This window comes from Streptomyces sp. NPDC032126, assembly GCF_055580085.1.
The window spans coordinates 446,714-463,248 of sequence record NZ_JBVIMA010000002.1 but is presented as its reverse complement, the minus strand read 5'-3'; the positions used below and the strand labels follow the sequence as shown (position 1 = coordinate 463,248).

Below are 16,535 nucleotides of genomic sequence, written 5' to 3'. Positions count from 1 at the left end.
GCGAACCACCCACTCCAGTAGGCACCCCTCCCCGCGAACCCTCGGAGAGCGTGGGCTAGGGTTTGGTCCGCATAAACATCCAAACCCCTGCCCGACGCAGGGCGGCGACCGACCAGCGAGAAGGCAGGCCGCAGCCAATCCGCGCGGGCGAGACTCTCGGGAAGGCGCTACGTGAGTCCCAACGGCTCCGACCGCTCGCCGCGGCGCCCGATGCGGCGGAAGCTGCTGCAGGCAATGACCGCGGGCCTGGTCCTGGCGACCGCAACCGGTTGCACATACAAGGACTTCCCCCGCCTTGGTATGCCCACCCCGACCACGGAAGAGGCTCCGCGGATCCTCTCCCTGTGGCAGGGTTCCTGGGCGGCCGCGCTCGCCGTTGGCGTGCTGGTGTGGGGCCTGATCCTGTGGAGTGCTTTCTTCCACCGGCGCAGCCGCACCAAGGTCGAAGTACCTCCGCAGACCCGGTACAACATGCCGATCGAGGCGCTGTACACGATCGTCCCGCTCATCATCGTCTCGGTGCTGTTCTACTTCACGGCCCGCGACGAGTCGAAGCTCCTGAGCCTCGACAAGAAGCCCGACGTCACGGTCAACGTCGTCGGCTTCCAGTGGAGCTGGTGCTTCAACTACATCGAGAACGTCGACGGTTCCACCGGGGACGCGAAGACCGACGAGAACCTGTCCGCGATCCCGGACCGGTTCAAGAAGGACTTCCCGGCCGGCGCGGGCGGCGTGTACACCTGCGGCACTCCCGGTGAGCGGAACCCGCAGACCAACAACCCCGGTCCGACCCTCTGGCTTCCCAAGGGCAAGACGGTCCGCTTCGTCCTGACCTCGCGTGACGTCATCCACTCCTTCTGGGTGGTGCCGTTCCTGATGAAGCAGGACGTCATCCCGGGCCACACCAATGCCTTCCAGGTGACCCCCAACAAGGAGGGCACCTTCCTGGGCAAGTGCGCCGAGCTCTGCGGCGTCGACCACTCCCGGATGCTGTTCAACGTGAAGGTCGTCTCCCCGGAGCGCTACGAGCAGCACCTGAAGGACCTCGCCAAGAAGGGGCAGACCGGTTACGTTCCCGCGGGCATCGAGCAGACCGCCCATGAGAAGAACCGGGAGACGAACAACCTGTGAGCATCCTCAACGAACCCCAGGGTGCCGCGGCGGCCGACTCTTACGAGAACGAGCTGCCGGTCAGGCGCAAGCAGCCCGGCAATGTCGTGATCAAGTGGCTCACCACCACCGACCACAAGACCATCGGCACGCTCTATCTGGCCACGTCGTTCGCGTTCTTCCTCATCGGCGGCGTCATGGCTCTGTTCATGCGCGCCGAGCTGGCCCGTCCGGGCTTGCAGCTGATGTCGAACGAGCAGTTCAACCAGGCGTTCACGATGCACGGCACGATCATGCTGCTGATGTTCGCGACGCCGCTGTTCGCCGGTTTCGCGAACTGGATCATGCCGCTGCAGATCGGCGCGCCGGACGTGGCGTTCCCGCGACTGAACATGTTCGCCTACTGGCTGTACCTGTTCGGCTCGCTCATCGCGGTGGGCGGCTTCCTCACCCCGCAGGGTGCGGCCGACTTCGGCTGGTTCGCCTACTCCCCGCTGTCGGACGCGGTCCGCAGCCCGGGTATCGGCGCCGACATGTGGATCATGGGTCTGGCCTTCTCCGGCTTCGGCACGATCCTCGGCTCGGTCAACTTCATCACCACGATCATCTGCATGCGCGCGCCCGGCATGACCATGTTCCGCATGCCGATCTTCGTGTGGAACGTGCTGCTGACCGGTGTGCTCGTCCTGCTGGCCTTCCCGGTCCTGGCGGCCGCGCTGTTCGCCCTGGAGGCGGACCGCAAGTTCGGTGCCCATATCTTCGACGCGGCCAATGGCGGCGCCTTGCTGTGGCAACACCTCTTCTGGTTCTTCGGACACCCAGAGGTGTACATCATCGCCCTACCCTTCTTCGGCATCATCAGTGAGATCATCCCGGTGTTCTCACGCAAGCCGATGTTCGGTTACATGGGCCTGATCGGCGCGACCATCGCGATCGCCGGTCTGTCCGTGACGGTGTGGGCGCACCACATGTACGTCACCGGTGGTGTGCTGCTGCCGTTCTTCTCGTTCATGACGTTCCTCATCGCCGTCCCGACCGGTGTGAAGTTCTTCAACTGGATCGGCACGATGTGGAAGGGCTCGTTGTCCTTCGAGACACCGATGCTCTGGGCGACGGGCTTCCTGATCACCTTCACCTTCGGTGGTCTGACCGGCGTCATCCTGGCCGCCCCGCCGATGGACTTCCACGTCTCCGACTCGTACTTCGTGGTGGCGCACTTCCACTACGTCGTCTTCGGCACGGTCGTCTTCGCGATGTTCGCCGGCTTCCACTACTGGTGGCCGAAGATGACGGGCAAGATGCTCGACGAGCGGCTCGGCAAGATCACCTTCTGGACGCTGTTCATGGGCTTCCACGGCACGTTCCTGGTCCAGCACTGGCTGGGCGCCGAGGGCATGCCGCGTCGTTACGCCGACTACCTGGCGGCCGACGGCTTCACCGCCCTGAACACGATCTCCACGATCAGCTCGTTCGTCCTCGGTCTGTCGATCCTGCCGTTCCTCTACAACGTGTGGAAGACGGCCAAGTACGGCAAGAAGGTCGAGGTCGACGACCCGTGGGGTTACGGCCGTTCGCTGGAGTGGGCGACCTCCTGCCCGCCGCCGCGGCACAACTTCCTCACGCTGCCGCGGATCCGCAGTGAATCCCCGGCGTTCGATCTGCACCACCCGGAGATCGCCGCGCTGGAGCACCTGGAGCACGCCGGTCACGGCGCGAGCGCCATCACGGGCAGCAAGGAGGAGGGCAAGTGAAGGTCCAGGGCAAGATGTTCGTCTGGCTGAGCGTCTTCGTGCTCGCCATGGCGGTCGTCTACGGCGTGTGGTCGAAGGAGCCGGCCGGTACCACGGCCCTCTTCCTGGCCTTCGGCCTGTGCATCATGGTCGGCTTCTACCTGGGCTTCACGGCCCGGCGGGTCGACACCGGCGCACAGGACAACAAGGAGGCCGAGGTCTCGGACGACGCCGGTGAGCTGGGCTTCTTCAGCCCGCACAGCTGGCAGCCGCTGGCCCTGGCCGTCGGTGGCGCCATCGCCTTCCTCGGCGTGGCCGTCGGCTGGTGGCTGCTGTACTTCTCCGCCCCGATCATCATGATCGGCATCTTCGGCTGGGTCTTCGAGTACTACCGCGGTGAGAACCGCACCCAGTAGCACGCGCTGAGCGCACGGGAGCCCGGACACTCCGTCAGGAGCGTCCGGGCTCCCTCTTTTGCCGCATGGCAGGTCTCCGAATGCCGCAATCCGCGTCCCCCGCAGGGGTGACCCGGCGCGCCGCGATGGACAGACGTTCCTAGCGTGAGGTCATGAGCCCCTCACCAAGCCCCCGCACCGTCGTCGGCTGCACATTGCTGGTGATCGCCCTGGGCGCGGGCGCGAGTGCCTGCGGCTCGGACGGCAACCCGCTCTCGTTCCGCCCGTACGACGCGACCGACCAGATCTCCCTCAACGTGCCCACCGGCGACGGCAAGAAGAAGGCCGACCCCGACAAGCCCGTGGAGGTCACCGCCGAGGACGACGGCCGTATCACCGACGTCACCGCCATGGACGCCTCCGGGCGGTACGTGGCCGGCGAACTCTCCGCCGACGGCAGCCGCTGGCACAGCACCGAACCCCTGGCCGCCGGCGCCCACTACACGCTGCGGGTGAGTACCGAGGACGACGACGGCGCACCCGGCCGCAGGGTCCTCACGTTCGACACCGGCAAGCCCACGACCAAGAAGCGCCTGGGCGTCACCCTCGGCCCCAAAACGGGCACGTACGGCGTCGGACAGCCCATCACGGCCCAGCTCGACCGCCCCGTCAAGGACCCCGCCCAGCGGGCGGTCGTCGAACGGGGCCTGCGGGTCGACTCCACGCCCGCCGCGCCGGGCGCCTGGTACTGGGTGGACGACAAGGAACTCCACTACCGGCCCAAGGACTACTGGCCCGCCCACGCCAAGGTCACCGTGCACAGCAACCTGGACGGCATCAAGATCGGCGACCGGCTGTGGGGCGGAAAGAGCAAGGACGTGAAGCTCACCATCGGCGACCGCGTCATCGCCGTCACCGACGCCGGGACCCACTCGATGACGTTCTACAAGAACGACAAGGTGATCAACACCATCCCCGTCACCACCGGCAAGCCCGGCTTCGACACGCGCAACGGCGTCAAGGTCGTCCTCGGCAAGGAGTACTACGTCCGGATGCGCGGCACGACCATCGGCATCGCCGAGGGCTCCTCGGACTCGTACGACCTGCCGGTCTACTACGCCACCCGGGTCACGTGGAGCGGTGAATACGTCCACGCCGCCCCCTGGTCGGTCGGCTCCCAGGGCTACGAGAACGTCAGCCACGGCTGCACCGGCATGAGCACCGACAACGCCGAGTGGTTCTTCGAGCACGTCCGCGAGGGCGACGTGGTGAAGGTCGTCAACAGCAACGGCAACACGATGGAACCGTTCGGCAACGGCTTCGGCGACTGGAACGTCACCTGGACGAAGTGGCGTACGGGCAGCGCGTTGACGACCACCAAGCAGTCCACGCCGGAAACGTTCACCATCAAACCGGCGGCTGTGTAGCGCCCCAAAAGGGGCGCGGGGAACTGCGCGACAAGCCCACGACGGCCAGCACGCGCCGTACCACCCGCGCCCCCGCCCCTCCTAGGCGCTCAGAAGCCTCTTCCGCCGCAACAGCGAAGCCAGCGCCCCCGCGAACTCCACAGGCTCCACAGGCAGCGTCACAGCCGCGTCAGCCCGGCTCCACGTGGCGAGCCACGCGTCCTGCGGCCGCCCCATGAGCACCAGCACCGGCGGACAGTCGAAGACCTCGTCCTTGACCTGCCGGCACAGCCCCATGCCCCCCATGGGCACGGCCTCGCCGTCCAGGACGAGGACATCGATCCCGCCCTTGTCCAGCTCCTTCACGACGGCGCCCGGCGTCGCGCACTCCACGAACTCCACCAGAGGCACATCGGGCGCAGGCCGCCGGCCGGAGGCCAACCGCACCTGTTCGCGCGTGTTGGAGTCGTCGCTGTAGACCAGCACCGTGGCGGTCGGCTGCATTGTTCCTCCGAGACGTCAGCGTCGTAGAGTCAAGCCCGTTGAGCCGGATGCTACTCCCCTGAACACCACGTCAACACCGGTATGGCGGGCAGCAACACTCCGAACGGCACCCCCCGGAGTGAGGGCGGGATAAGCGACCGACATAATGTCGGTCGTGGCGACAGCAACGACAGTAGAAACCGGGCACGCGCACCCGTCGGTCAACCGACCGAACCTCACCAGCGTCGGAACCATCATCTGGCTGAGTTCCGAGCTGATGTTCTTCGCGGCCCTCTTCGCGATGTACTTCACCCTGCGATCGGTGACCGGTCCCGAGCACTGGAAGGACATGGCCGACGCCCTGAACTTCCCGTTCTCGGCCACGAACACCACGATCCTGGTGCTCTCCTCGCTCACCTGCCAGCTCGGCGTCTTCGCCGCCGAGCGCGGTGACGTGAAGAAGCTCCGGGGCTGGTTCATCGTCACCTTCATCATGGGTGCGATCTTCATCGGCGGCCAGGTCTTCGAGTACACCGAGCTGGTGAAGAAGGACGGGCTCTCGCTCTCCTCCGACCCGTACGGCTCGGCGTTCTACCTGACCACCGGTTTCCACGGCCTGCATGTGACGGGCGGACTCATCGCCTTCCTGCTGGTCCTCGGCCGGACCTACGCGGCCAAGAGGTTCACCCACGAGCAGGCGACCGCCGCGATCGTCGTGTCCTACTACTGGCACTTCGTCGACGTCGTCTGGATCGGCCTCTTCGCCACGATCTACATGATCAAGTAGCCGGGTCCGAACCCGCACTCATTCCAGAAGCATCGACGCAGAAGATCCTGACACCGGGGTAATCCGTGAAAAAGCTCTCCGCACGACGACGCCATCCGCTGGCGGCGCTCGTCGTCCTACTCCTCGCGCTGGCATGCACTGGGGGGCTGTACGCCGCGTTCGCGCCCGCGGGCAAGGCGCAGGCCGATGAAGCCGCCCAGTCCCTCGCCATCGACGAGGGCAAGAAGCTCTACGCCGTGGGCTGCGCCAGCTGCCACGGCCCCGGCGGTCAGGGCACCTCCGACGGTCCCAGCCTGGTCGGCGTAGGCGCCGCCGCCGTCGACTTCCAGGTCGGCACCGGCCGTATGCCGGCCGCCACCTCCCAGGGCGCCCAGGTCCCGAGCAAGAAGAACGTCTACACGCAGGCGCAGATCGACCAGCTCGCCGCGTACATCTCCTCCCTCGGCGCCGGCCCGACCGTCCCGACGGACGAGCAGTACGGCCCGGAGGGCGCGGACATCGCCAAGGGCGGTGAGCTGTTCCGCACCAACTGCGCGCAGTGCCACAACTTCACCGGCAAGGGCGGTGCCCTCACCGAGGGCAAGTACGCCCCGAGCCTGGAGGGCGTGGACCCGAAGCACATCTACGAGGCCATGCAGACCGGCCCGCAGAACATGCCGTCGTTCCCCGACACCACCCTGTCGGAGCAGAACAAGAAGGACATCATCGCGTACCTGAACGCGGTCAACGGCGATGAGACGGAGAACCCGGGCGGTCTTGAGCTGGGCGGCCTCGGCCCCGTCAGCGAGGGCCTGTTCGCCTGGATCTTCGGCCTCGGCGCCCTGATCGCGGTCGCCGTCTGGGTCGCCGCTCGGACCGCAAAGGCCAAGAAGTCATGAGTAGCCAAGACATTCCAGAAGAGAACCTGCCCGAGCAGGACACCGCCCATGGTGCGGTGAGCGTCGCGGACGAGAAGAACCCGTTCGCAGACCCCGGCCTGCCGCCCCACGAGCACCGGATCCAGGACATCGACGAGCGGGCCGCCAAGCGGTCCGAGCGCACGGTCGCCCTGCTGTTCACGGTGTCCATGCTGGCCACCGTCGGCTTCATCGCCTCGTACGTGTCGATCCCGCACGACAAGTCGATCTTCGTCTTCCCGATCGGGCACCTCAGCGCGCTGAACTTCGCGCTGGGCCTGACCCTCGGCACGGCGCTGTTCTGCATCGGCGCGGGCGCGGTCCACTGGGCCCGCACCCTGATGTCCGACGTGGAGGTCGCCGACGAGCGTCACCCGATCGAGGCGTCCCCCGAGGTCCGCGCGAAGGTCCACGCGGACTTCAAGCAGGGCGCCAAGGAGTCGGTGATCGGCCGTCGCAAGCTGATCCGCAACACGATGCTCGGTGCGCTGACCCTGATCCCGCTCTCCGGCCTCGTCCTGCTGCGCGACCTCGGTCCGCTGCCCGGGACCTCGCTGCGCCACACCCTGTGGTCCAAGGGCAAGCTCCTCGTCAACATGAACACCAACGAGCCGCTGCGTCCCGAGGACGTCGCCGTCGGCTCGCTGACCTTCGCCAAGCCCGAGGGCCTGGAGGAGCACGACGAGGACTTCCAGAACGAGATCGCCAAGGCGGCCCTGATGATCGTCCGGCTCCAGCCGGAGAACATCAAGGACAAGCAGGAACTCGAGTGGTCCCACGAGGGCATCGTGGCCTACTCGAAGATCTGCACCCACGTCGGCTGCCCGATCTCGCTGTACGAGCAGCAGACGCACCACGTGCTGTGCCCCTGCCACCAGTCCACCTTCGACCTCTCCGACGGTGCCCGCGTGATCTTCGGTCCCGCCGGTCACGCCCTGCCGCAGCTGCGCATCGGCGTGAACGACGAGGGCTACCTCGAGGCGCTCGGCGACTTCGAAGAGCCCGTCGGTCCTGCCTTCTGGGAGCGCGGATGAGCACTACGACCAACCAAGAGTCCCGCTCGCGCGGGAAGGCACCGGCCGGCGAGCGCGTCGCCGACTGGGCCGACGGCCGGCTCGGGATCTACTCCCTGGCCAAGGCCAACATGCGCAAGATCTTCCCCGACCACTGGTCGTTCATGCTGGGTGAGATCTGCCTGTACAGCTTCCTCATCATCATCCTGACGGGTGTGTATCTGACGCTGTTCTTCCACCCGTCGATGAACGAGGTGGAGTACCACGGCAGCTATGTCCCGCTCCAGGGACAGATGATGTCCGAGGCGTTCAGCTCGACCCTGCACATCTCCTTCGACGTGCGTGGTGGTCTGCTCGTCCGGCAGATCCACCACTGGGCCGCGCTGATCTTCCTCGCGGGCATGTTCGTGCACATGATGCGCGTGTTCTTCACCGGCGCGTTCCGCAAGCCGCGTGAGGTCAACTGGCTGTTCGGCTTCCTGCTGTTCGTCCTGGGCATGTTCACCGGCTTCACCGGTTACTCGCTCCCGGACGACCTGCTCTCCGGCACCGGTGTCCGCTTCACCGAGGGCGCGATCCTGTCCACGCCGATCATCGGCACGTACATCTCGTTCTTCCTCTTCGGCGGCGAGTTCCCGGGCGGCGACTTCGTGGCCCGCTTCTACTCGATCCACATCCTGCTGCTGCCGGGCATCATGCTCGGCCTGATGGTGGCGCACCTGATCCTGGTCTTCTACCACAAGCACACGCAGTTCGCGGGCCCCGGAAAGAGCGAGAAGAACGTCGTCGGCATGCCGCTGCTGCCGGTGTACATGGCGAAGGCCGGAGGCTTCTTCTTCCTGGTCTTCGGTGTCATCGCGGCCATCGCGGCCATCGCGCAGATCAACCCGATCTGGGCCATGGGCCCGTACCGTCCGGACCAGGTGTCGACCGGCGCCCAGCCCGACTGGTACATGGGCTTCGCCGAGGGTCTGGTCCGCTACATGCCGGGCTGGGAGATCAACCTGTGGGGCCACACGCTCGTCCTGGGCGTGTTCATCCCGCTGATGCTCTTCGGGCTGGTCCTGGCGGCGATCGCGGTCTACCCGTTCATCGAGTCCTGGGTCACCGGCGACAAGCGCGAGCACCACATCCTGGACCGTCCGCGCAACGCCCCGACGCGCACCGCGTTCGGCGTCGCCTGGATCACGGTGTACATGATCGGCCTGGTCGGCGGTGGCAACGACCTGTGGGCCACCCACTTCCACCTGTCGATCAACGCGGTCACCTGGTTCGTCCGGATCGGCTTCTTCGTCGGCCCGGTCATCGCGTTCATCGTCACCAAGCGGATCTGCCTCGGCCTCCAGCGCCGGGACCGGGACAAGGTGCTGCACGGTCGCGAGACCGGCACCATCAAGCGCCTGCCGCACGGTGAGTACATCGAGATCCACGAGCCGCTCAGCCAGGAGCAGCTGCACACCCTCACCGCGCACGAGCAGTACCAGCCGGTCGCGATCGGCGCCACGGTCGACGAGAACGGTGTCGAGCGCAAGGTGAAGTCCACCGAGAAGCTGCGCGCCAAGCTCAGTGAGGCGTACTACGGCGAGGACTCGCAGATCGCGAAGCCGACCGTCGAGGAGTACAAGGAGATCACGAGCGGCCACGGCCACCACTGATCGCTGCGGCGTCGCCACGCCACGGTAGAAGGGCCCCGTCCGAACATCGGACGGGGCCCTTCCCCGTGCCCGGGGCTGGATAGGCTGGGATCACACTCTCTTACGACACCAGGAGCGGCTGATGAGCGCTGTGACCCCCGCTGGAGGCGACACCGCGGCGGGCCGTTCCTGGCCCGCCCTGCTGAACGGTCTGCTGGGCGGCCGGGATCTCTCCCAGGACGAGACCGCCTGGGCGATGGACCGCTTCATGAGCGGCGAGGCGACCGACGCGCAGATCGCCGGCTTCATGGTCGCGCTGCGGGCCAAGGGCGAGACCGTCGAGGAGATCACCGGCCTGGTCCGCACGATGTACGCGCACGCGAACGTGATCGAGGTGCCCGGTGCGACCGTCGACATCGTCGGCACGGGCGGCGACGGCGCGAAGACCGTCAACATCTCCACGATGTCCTCCCTGGTGGTCGCCGGCACGGGCGCGAAGGTCGTCAAGCACGGCAACCGCGCCGCGTCCTCGGCCTCCGGCGCCTCGGACGTCCTGGAGAAGCTCGGCGTCAACCTCGAACTCACCCCGACACGGGTGGCCCAGGTCGCCGACGAGGCCGGGATCACCTTCTGCTTCGCGGTGAAGTTCCATCCGGCGCTGCGTCATGTGGCGGCCGCCCGCGGGCAGTTGGGCATTCGCACGGCCTTCAACGTGCTCGGCCCGCTGACCAATCCGGCGCAGGTGAAGGCGCAGGCGGTCGGCGTCGCGGACCCGCGTATGGCGCCGGTCGTCGCGGGCGTCTTCGCCGAGCGCGGCAACTCCTCCCTCGTCTTCCGCGGCGAGGACGGCCTCGACGAGCTGACCACGACCGCTCCCTCGCGGGTCTGGGCCGTGCGCGACGGCAAGGTGTCCGAGGAGGTCTTCGACCCGCGCGAGGTGGGCCTGGACCTGGTCCCGGTGGAGGCCCTGCGCGGCGCGGACGCCGCGTACAACGCCGAGGTCGCCCGCCGTCTGCTGGACGGCGAGCGGGGCCCGGTCCGGGACGCGGTGCTGCTGAACTCGGCGGCCGCCCTGGTGGCCCTGGACCAGACGGACGCCCCGCTGGCCGAGCAGATCCGGGCCGGTATGGCGAGGGCCGCGGAGTCGATCGACTCGGGCGCGGCGAAGCGGACGCTGGAGCGCTGGGTGGCGGCCAGCAACGCGTAGCGGTCGTACGGTGTCGTCCCGCGATCCGGACACGGGTTGCGGGGCGACGATCAGTTCGCGTACGTTCCTGTACCAGGTCATGAGTGACAGTCATGAGGCCCCGGCCGACTGTCCGGCAACCCTCCGTCCGTGGCGGGGTGCCCCGGGTGAGGACCAGGCCGTAGGCAGCGAGGTCTACGGCAAGCGCGGGCCCCTCTCGAAACCAGGGGTCCTGGTCGTTCGAGGGAGTCTTCCGTGAGCAAGCGAATGCGATAGGGCCGCAGAGCCCCGCCTCCGCGCACCCTCTTTCTCTTCTTTGCATGCCCTGCTTCGGCATGCCCTCTCACGGGAGTTCCCCATGTCTGTCTCCACCGCTGCCGCCACTCAGACCATTTGTGCCCCGCTGCCCGTTCTGGGCAGGGATGTCACCGTCCCGCTCGTCACCGGCGGCGAGGTCACCTACGCGGCCCTCGACTACGCCGCCAGCGCCCCGGCGTTGCAGCGCGTCTGGGACGACGTCGCCGCCTACGCGCCCTACTACGGCAGCGTCCACCGCGGGGCCGGGTACCTCTCGCAGCTGTCGACCGACCTGTTCGAGAACGCCCGCAGGACCGTCGCCGAGTTCCTGGACTGCCGCGCCGACGACCAGCTCGTCTTCACCCGCTCCACCACCGACTCCCTCAACCTGCTGGCCCGGGCCCTGCCCGCCGACTGCCAGGTCTTCGTCTTCGAGACCGAGCACCACGCCTCCCTGCTGCCCTGGACGAAGGCCCGGGTCACCTACCTCGACGCCCCGAGCACCCCGCAGGAGGCCGTGCGGACCCTGGAGCACGCCCTCGCCGCCCGTGACCCGTACGGCCCCGCCCTGGTCTGTGTCACCGGCGCCTCGAACGTCACCGGCGAGCTCTGGCCCGTACGGCAGCTCGCGGCCGCCGCCCACGCCCACGGCGCCCGGATCGTCCTGGACGCCGCCCAGCTGGCCCCGCACCACCCCGTGTCCGTACGCGACCTGGACGTCGACTGGGTCGCCTTCTCCGGGCACAAGCTGTACGCCCCCTTCGGCGCCGGAGTGCTGGCCGGCCGTGCCGACTGGCTGCGCGCGGCCGAGCCGTACCTCGCGGGCGGCGGCGCCAGTCGCAAGGTCACCCGGCGGCAGGACGGGGGAGTGGACGTGGAGTGGCACGAGAGCGCCGCCCGCCACGAGGCCGGCTCCCCGAACGTCATCGGCGCCTACTCCATCGCCTCCGCCTGCAAGGCCCTGACGGAGGCCGGCTTCGACACGCTGGTCGCCCGCGAGCGGCACCTGATCCAGAAGGTGCGGGAGGGCCTGGCGGACGTCCCCGAGGTCCGCATCCTCTCCCTCTTCGGCGACGACGCCCCGCGCGTCGGCGTGATCTCCTTCGTCGTCGAGGGCTGGAACAGCTCCCACTTCGCCGCCGCGCTCTCCGCCGAGTACGGCATCGGCGTCCGCGACGGCCTCTTCTGCGCCCACCCCCTGGTCCGCACCCTCCTGGGCAGCGACCCCCAGACCCAGGGCGAGTGCGGCGCCCCCGAGGCGGCCCCGGGCGAGAAGTCCCTGAACGCGATCCGCGTCAGCTTCGGCGCGGGCACCCCCGACGAGCACGTGGAGCGCTTCGTGACCGCGGTGCGGGAACTGGTGCGGGACGGCGCGAAGTGGCGGTACCGCACGGAGGACGGCCGCTGCGTCCCGGCGGTCTGACCGGCGGGCGCCGGACCGGCGGCCCTAGGAGACGGCGTTCACGAGTCGAGGCCGATCGCGAACGCCGCCTCCAGGTCGTGCTGCGAGTACGTGCGGAAGGCGACGTGCGTGTCCGTGCCCTCGACGCCCGGGATCTTGCTGATCCGCCCGGGGATGACCTCGGCCAGGTCCTCGTGCTGCTTCACGCGGACCATCGCGATCAGGTCGTAGGTCCCCGTCACCGAGAAGACCTCGCTCACGCTGTCCAGCGAGGCGATCTGTTCGGCGATCTCCGGAATCCGGTCCACGCTGGTCTTGATCAGAACAATCGCGGTGATCACGGCTGGTTCTCTCCCTCGGGGGCCGGTGCAGCTGGGGCGGCCTTCACTCTAGTCGGCCGCCCGAAGCGCGCCCACGCGTAGAGGAAGCCCGTCCCGAAGCCCACCAGGTGCGCCAGATACGCCACCCCGGGCCCCTCGCCGGCCCGCCCCGCCGCCAGCCACTGCAAGGCCGCCCAGCAGGGCAGCACGACCCATGCGGGGAACCGCAGCGGCAGGAAGAACAGGAACGGCAGAAGACTGGTCACCCGCGCCCGGGGAAGCAGGAACAGGAAGGCCCCCAGCACCGCCGAGATCGCCCCGGAGGCTCCCACCAGCGACTGCTCGGAGGAGGCGTTGGCGGCCGCGTACCCCAGCAGTGCGAGATAGCCGCAGCCGACGTAGAAGAGGGCGAACTCCACCCGGCCCATGCGGCCCTCGGTGAGCGCGCCGAAGACGTGGAGGAACAGCATGTTGCCCAGCAGATGCACCCAGCTGCCGTGGACGAAGAGGGCCGTCGCAGGGGTCAGGGCGGCGCGGGGCGAGCCCGCGAACAGCTCGGCGGGGACCACGCCCCAGCGGTGGAAGTAGGCCCGCTGGGCGGCGACCAGCCCGTCGCCGGAGCCGTAGGCGGGGTTGAGGCCCGCCGCGGGGCCGATCAGGAAGATCAGACAGCACAGGGCGATCAGTCCGTACGTCACCGGTGCCGCGGGAGTCCGGATCTTCCCGCGGACCGCGCTGCGGACCGCGCCGCGGATCGTGTCGCTCCAGTTGTCGATCATGACCACAGAGCATGACGTAACCGGACCGAACGGCACAGACCGCCTCGCCGTCGTGGACGGACCAGCGGCGAGTACCCGCCAGGCCGTAGGGTTACGACCCACACGCACCGGGGAGAGTCCGGCGCGTCACCGACAATGGAAGACCTAGAGGAAAGAGCACGGTCACGATGACGGTTCCCCTGCCGACCGACACGACGCGGTGGCGCTGCACGCTCTGCGGCAACCTCACGCGCTTCGACGTGACCCGCTCGTCGAAGGTCGTCGAGTACGTCCACCTCGATCTGGCCGGTGAGCCGAAGGTCGAGGAGCGCGAGGTGCTCAGTGAGACCATCGAGTCGGTGCGCTGCCGCTGGTGCAACGCGGTGGACCAGGTGGAACTCGTGGACAGGCCGGGCACCGACTCCTGACCGGGAGCGGGCCCAGGAAGGCGACCCCGGGGTCGGGGTCCCGGGACAGGTAGTGGGGTGTGACGGATGGTGGAGACCACAGGCGGGGGGCCGGCCGACGGCGCCGCCGAGGTGCTCGACCGTCCGCTGCCCGACGGAGTGCGCCGCCGGGTCGTGCAGATCGTCTCCGACGGCTTCGGCGGGCTGACCGTCGCCGAACTGCCCGCGCAGCTCAGACAGTACGCCCGGTTCGCCCCGAACCGGCGGGCCAAGTTCGCGGGCAACGCGATGGCGGCCGCGCTGGAGACCGATCCGCTGTTCCGCCAGCGCATCGCCGAGAAGTTCAGAGAGGCCCAGCCGGAACTGGCCGGCGCCCTCGACACCGGCTCCCCGCCCCCGGCCGCGGACCCGCTCGACGTGGCGGCCGCGGCCTATGTGCTGCGGCCCGCCGGCTGGGTGAAGCTGGTGACCGCGGCCGGCGAGGAGGCGCAGCGGGCCGACGCCGAGCGCGCCGACGAGGAGAGCCGCGCGGAGTTGGAGCGGCTGCGCGAACAGCTCACCCAGGCCCGCGAGCAGACCCGGGCCGAGACCGAGCGGCTGCGCACCGAACTGGACGCGGCGCGCAAGGAAGCGGAGTCGCTCCACCGCAAGCTGCGCGCCGCCCTCAGCGACGTCAAGCGCGGCGAGGCCGCCCTGCGCAAGATCCACGGCGAGATCGAGGCCGTACGCACCGAGGCGCACGCCCAGGTGTCGGCCGCCGAGAGCGAGACCCGGCGGCTGAAGGCGCGGCTCGGGGAGGCGGAGGCCGCCCTGGAGGCCACCCGGCGGGCGGCCCGTGAGGGGCGCAGCGTCGAGGACATGCGGGTGCGGCTGCTGCTGGACACGGTGCTGGACGCGGCCCAGGGGCTGCGCCGCGAACTGGCGTTGCCGCCCGTCTCCGTGCGCCCGGCGGAGACCGTCGACGCGGTCGAACCGGGACGGATGACCCCGAAGGACATCGCCGCACGGGCGTTGTCGGAGCACGATCCGGCCATCCTGGACCAGCTCCTCGCCCTCCCGCAGGCCCATCTGGTCGTCGACGGCTACAACGTGACGAAGACCGGGTATCCCCAGATGCCGCTGGAGCAGCAGCGGTTGCGGCTGCTCGGGCAGCTCTCGCAGCTCGCCGCGCAGACCGGCGCCGAGGTCACCTGTGTCTTCGACGGGGCCGAACTGGCCGCGCCGGTCCTGCTCGCGCCGCCGCGCGGGGTGCGGGTGCTGTTCTCCAAGCCGGGCGTGACGGCCGACGAGCTGATCCGCCAGCTGGTGCGCGCGGAGCCGCCGGGCCGGCCCGTCATCGTCGCCTCCACCGACCGTGAGGTGGCCGACGGCATCGCCAAGGCGGGTGCCCGACCGGTGGCTTCTGCGGTACTCCTCAAGCGCCTGTCCTGAAAGCCGAGTTGCGAACCCAATGCCCGAATTGGGGCTAAGTGTCACGCAACGTAGCGTCAAGTGGGCATCACCGCACGTGAGTTCCGGGTAAAGAGTGCTCAGAGTGACGGTTTTTTTCGCCTGAGGATTTGAACTGATCACGAGTGGGTCACTAGGGTCTGGTGCTCGAACCTCCACACGGGTGATCACTCAAAAGAAGGAGCCCGTCTCCGTGGCGTCCCACCGTCGACCGAAGCAGCCGAGCCGCACGCGCGTGACCGTGCTGACCACCGCTGCCGCCGCCGCCGTCGCTCTGAGCGCTCAGGCCGCCAATGCCGCGCCGAGCGAGAAGCCGACCAAGGACGAGGTCAAGACGAAGGTCGACAAGTTGTACGAGGAGGCCGAGCAGGCCACCGAGAAGTACAACGGCGCCAAGGAGAAGCAGGAGAAGCTCCAGAAGGAGATCTCCACCATCCAGGACAACGTCGCCCGCGGCCAGGAGGAGCTCAACGGGCTGCGCGACTCCATAGGCCTGGCGGCGGCCGCCCAGTACCGCACGGGCACGATCGACTCCTCCCTCCAGCTCTTCCTGTCGTCGAACCCGGACGACTATCTGGACAAGGCGTCCACCGCCGACCAGCTCAGCGCCCAGCAGGTCGAGGCGCTGAAGAAGATCCAGGAGAAGCAGCGCGAACTCGCGCAGGAGCGCTCCGAGGCCTCCGCCAAGCTGAAGGACCTCGCCGCCACCCGTGCCGAGCTGGGCAAGCAGAAGTCGGCGACCCAGGCCAAGCTCGCCGAGGCGCAGAAGCTCCTCAACTCCCTGACGGCCGCCGAGAAGGCCGCGCTGGCCGCCGAGGACGCGCGCGCCAACCGCTCCTCCAGCTCCCGTGTCGACCTCGGTGACGCCCCGGCCGGCTCCAGCCGCGCGATGGCCGCCTTCCAGGCCGCCCAGAGCAAGATCGGCTCCCCGTACGTCTACGGCGCCTCAGGACCGAACTCCTTCGACTGCTCCGGCCTCACCTCCTGGGCCTTCGCCCAGGCCGGCGTGTCGATCCCGCGCACCTCGCAGGCCCAGGCCAACGCCGGTACGCGCATCTACTCGCAGAGCGACCTCAAGGTCGGCGACCTGGTCATCTTCTACAGCGACTACCACCACGTCGGCTTCTACGCGGGCAACGGCCAGGTGCTGCACGCCCCGCGCACCGGCACGACCGTGCGCTACGAGTCGATCGACAACATGCCCTTCCAGTTCGGCGTCCGGATCTGAGCACCCTCAAGATCGATACGCCGTGCCGCCCGAA

The 16,535-nt window shown here is 68.6% G+C and carries 16 protein-coding genes and 1 riboswitch; of the genes, 13 read left to right on the top strand and 3 right to left on the bottom strand.

Annotation, left to right across the window (positions count from 1 at the left end):
• The first annotated feature begins 171 nt into the window (after nt 1-171).
• The 4 genes from ctaC to ACZ5NW_RS10605 all read left to right on the top strand — a co-directional run bounded on the left by ctaC (nt 172) and on the right by ACZ5NW_RS10605 (nt 4,662).
• Nucleotides 172-1,131: an aa3-type cytochrome oxidase subunit II gene (gene ctaC / locus ACZ5NW_RS10620; protein ID WP_468743424.1), complete on the top strand. Its 960-nt coding sequence runs from the start codon at nt 172-174 to the stop codon at nt 1,129-1,131.
• Nucleotides 1,128-2,861 (top strand): aa3-type cytochrome oxidase subunit I, encoded by a 1,734-nt coding sequence (gene ctaD, locus ACZ5NW_RS10615; protein WP_468743423.1) that lies wholly within the window; start codon nt 1,128-1,130, stop codon nt 2,859-2,861. The genes ctaC and ctaD overlap by 4 nt, the downstream gene beginning before the upstream one ends.
• Nucleotides 2,858-3,256, top strand: coding sequence for a cytochrome c oxidase subunit 4 (locus ACZ5NW_RS10610; protein WP_468743422.1), 399 nt, complete (start codon nt 2,858-2,860; stop codon nt 3,254-3,256). Before ctaD ends, ACZ5NW_RS10610 begins: the two co-directional genes overlap by 4 nt.
• 152 nt (nt 3,257-3,408) lie before the next feature.
• Nucleotides 3,409-4,662, top strand: coding sequence for a L,D-transpeptidase (locus tag ACZ5NW_RS10605; protein ID WP_468743421.1), 1,254 nt, complete (start codon nt 3,409-3,411; stop codon nt 4,660-4,662).
• An 81-nt stretch (nt 4,663-4,743) separates the two neighbouring features.
• Here ACZ5NW_RS10605 and ACZ5NW_RS10600 read toward each other — a convergent pair whose 3' ends face one another.
• On the bottom strand, nt 4,744-5,145 hold the full coding sequence (locus ACZ5NW_RS10600) for a response regulator (RefSeq protein WP_468743420.1): 402 nt from the start codon (nt 5,143-5,145) through the stop codon (nt 4,744-4,746).
• Nucleotides 5,146-5,290: 145 nt separating this feature from the next.
• Here ACZ5NW_RS10600 and ctaE point away from each other — a divergent pair, with 145 nt between their 5' ends.
• The 6 genes from ctaE to ACZ5NW_RS10570 all read left to right on the top strand — a co-directional run bounded on the left by ctaE (nt 5,291) and on the right by ACZ5NW_RS10570 (nt 12,360).
• Nucleotides 5,291-5,911 (top strand): aa3-type cytochrome oxidase subunit III, encoded by a 621-nt coding sequence (ctaE, locus tag ACZ5NW_RS10595; RefSeq protein WP_468743419.1) that lies wholly within the window; start codon nt 5,291-5,293, stop codon nt 5,909-5,911.
• Between the two features lie 65 nt (nt 5,912-5,976).
• Nucleotides 5,977-6,789 (top strand): cytochrome bc1 complex diheme cytochrome c subunit, encoded by an 813-nt coding sequence (gene qcrC / locus ACZ5NW_RS10590; protein WP_468743418.1) that lies wholly within the window; start codon nt 5,977-5,979, stop codon nt 6,787-6,789.
• Nucleotides 6,786-7,841: a cytochrome bc1 complex Rieske iron-sulfur subunit gene (qcrA, locus tag ACZ5NW_RS10585; protein ID WP_468743417.1), complete on the top strand. Its 1,056-nt coding sequence runs from the start codon at nt 6,786-6,788 to the stop codon at nt 7,839-7,841. Before qcrC ends, qcrA begins: the two co-directional genes overlap by 4 nt.
• Complete coding sequence (gene qcrB, locus ACZ5NW_RS10580; protein ID WP_468743416.1) at nt 7,838-9,475, top strand: cytochrome bc1 complex cytochrome b subunit; 1,638 nt, start codon at nt 7,838-7,840, stop codon at nt 9,473-9,475. Before qcrA ends, qcrB begins: the two co-directional genes overlap by 4 nt.
• Before the next feature lie 121 nt (nt 9,476-9,596).
• Entirely contained in the window at nt 9,597-10,661 is a 1,065-nt protein-coding gene (gene trpD, locus ACZ5NW_RS10575) for an anthranilate phosphoribosyltransferase (RefSeq protein ID WP_468743415.1), read from the top strand.
• A 75-nt stretch (nt 10,662-10,736) separates the two neighbouring features.
• A riboswitch (SAM riboswitch) is annotated at nt 10,737-10,853 on the top strand.
• A gap of 145 nt (nt 10,854-10,998) precedes the next feature.
• On the top strand, nt 10,999-12,360 hold the full coding sequence (locus tag ACZ5NW_RS10570; protein WP_468743414.1) for an aminotransferase class V-fold PLP-dependent enzyme: 1,362 nt from the start codon (nt 10,999-11,001) through the stop codon (nt 12,358-12,360).
• Between the two features lie 38 nt (nt 12,361-12,398).
• On the opposite strand, the gene ACZ5NW_RS10565 is transcribed toward ACZ5NW_RS10570, so the two are convergent.
• Together ACZ5NW_RS10565 and ACZ5NW_RS10560 are read right to left on the bottom strand one after the other, a co-directional pair.
• Nucleotides 12,399-12,680 carry an Lrp/AsnC family transcriptional regulator gene (locus ACZ5NW_RS10565; RefSeq protein ID WP_279548168.1) on the bottom strand — a complete coding sequence of 94 codons (282 nt, stop codon included), beginning with the start codon at nt 12,678-12,680 and terminating at the stop codon, nt 12,399-12,401.
• Complete coding sequence (locus ACZ5NW_RS10560; protein WP_468743413.1) at nt 12,677-13,438, bottom strand: rhomboid family intramembrane serine protease; 762 nt, start codon at nt 13,436-13,438, stop codon at nt 12,677-12,679. Before ACZ5NW_RS10560 ends, ACZ5NW_RS10565 begins: the two co-directional genes overlap by 4 nt.
• 167 nt (nt 13,439-13,605) lie before the next feature.
• Here ACZ5NW_RS10560 and ACZ5NW_RS10555 point away from each other — a divergent pair, with 167 nt between their 5' ends.
• The 3 genes from ACZ5NW_RS10555 to ACZ5NW_RS10545 all read left to right on the top strand — a co-directional run bounded on the left by ACZ5NW_RS10555 (nt 13,606) and on the right by ACZ5NW_RS10545 (nt 16,501).
• Nucleotides 13,606-13,845, top strand: a complete 240-nt coding sequence (locus ACZ5NW_RS10555; protein ID WP_468743412.1) for a hypothetical protein — start codon at nt 13,606-13,608, stop codon at nt 13,843-13,845.
• 66 nt (nt 13,846-13,911) lie between these two features.
• On the top strand, nt 13,912-15,255 hold the full coding sequence (locus ACZ5NW_RS10550; RefSeq protein WP_468743411.1) for an NYN domain-containing protein: 1,344 nt from the start codon (nt 13,912-13,914) through the stop codon (nt 15,253-15,255).
• 211 nt (nt 15,256-15,466) lie between these two features.
• Entirely contained in the window at nt 15,467-16,501 is a 1,035-nt protein-coding gene (locus ACZ5NW_RS10545) for a C40 family peptidase (RefSeq protein WP_468743410.1), read from the top strand.
• Nucleotides 16,502-16,535: the final 34 nt, after the last annotated feature.

Bases quoted from the DNA above. Each gene is read 5' to 3' on its own strand.
- ACZ5NW_RS10605 (WP_468743421.1), top strand. From the start codon at position 3,409: ATGAGCCCCTCACCAAGCCCCCGCACCGTCGTCGGCTGCACATTGCTG.
- ACZ5NW_RS10600 (WP_468743420.1), bottom strand. From the start codon at position 5,145: ATGCAGCCGACCGCCACGGTGCTGGTCTACAGCGACGACTCCAACACG.
- ctaE (WP_468743419.1), top strand. From the start codon at position 5,291: ATGTCGGTCGTGGCGACAGCAACGACAGTAGAAACCGGGCACGCGCAC.
- qcrA (WP_468743417.1), top strand. From the start codon at position 6,786: ATGAGTAGCCAAGACATTCCAGAAGAGAACCTGCCCGAGCAGGACACC.
- qcrB (WP_468743416.1), top strand. From the start codon at position 7,838: ATGAGCACTACGACCAACCAAGAGTCCCGCTCGCGCGGGAAGGCACCG.
- trpD (WP_468743415.1), top strand. From the start codon at position 9,597: ATGAGCGCTGTGACCCCCGCTGGAGGCGACACCGCGGCGGGCCGTTCC.
- ACZ5NW_RS10570 (WP_468743414.1), top strand. From the start codon at position 10,999: ATGTCTGTCTCCACCGCTGCCGCCACTCAGACCATTTGTGCCCCGCTG.
- ACZ5NW_RS10560 (WP_468743413.1), bottom strand. From the start codon at position 13,438: ATGATCGACAACTGGAGCGACACGATCCGCGGCGCGGTCCGCAGCGCG.
- ACZ5NW_RS10555 (WP_468743412.1), top strand. From the start codon at position 13,606: ATGACGGTTCCCCTGCCGACCGACACGACGCGGTGGCGCTGCACGCTC.
- ACZ5NW_RS10550 (WP_468743411.1), top strand. From the start codon at position 13,912: ATGGTGGAGACCACAGGCGGGGGGCCGGCCGACGGCGCCGCCGAGGTG.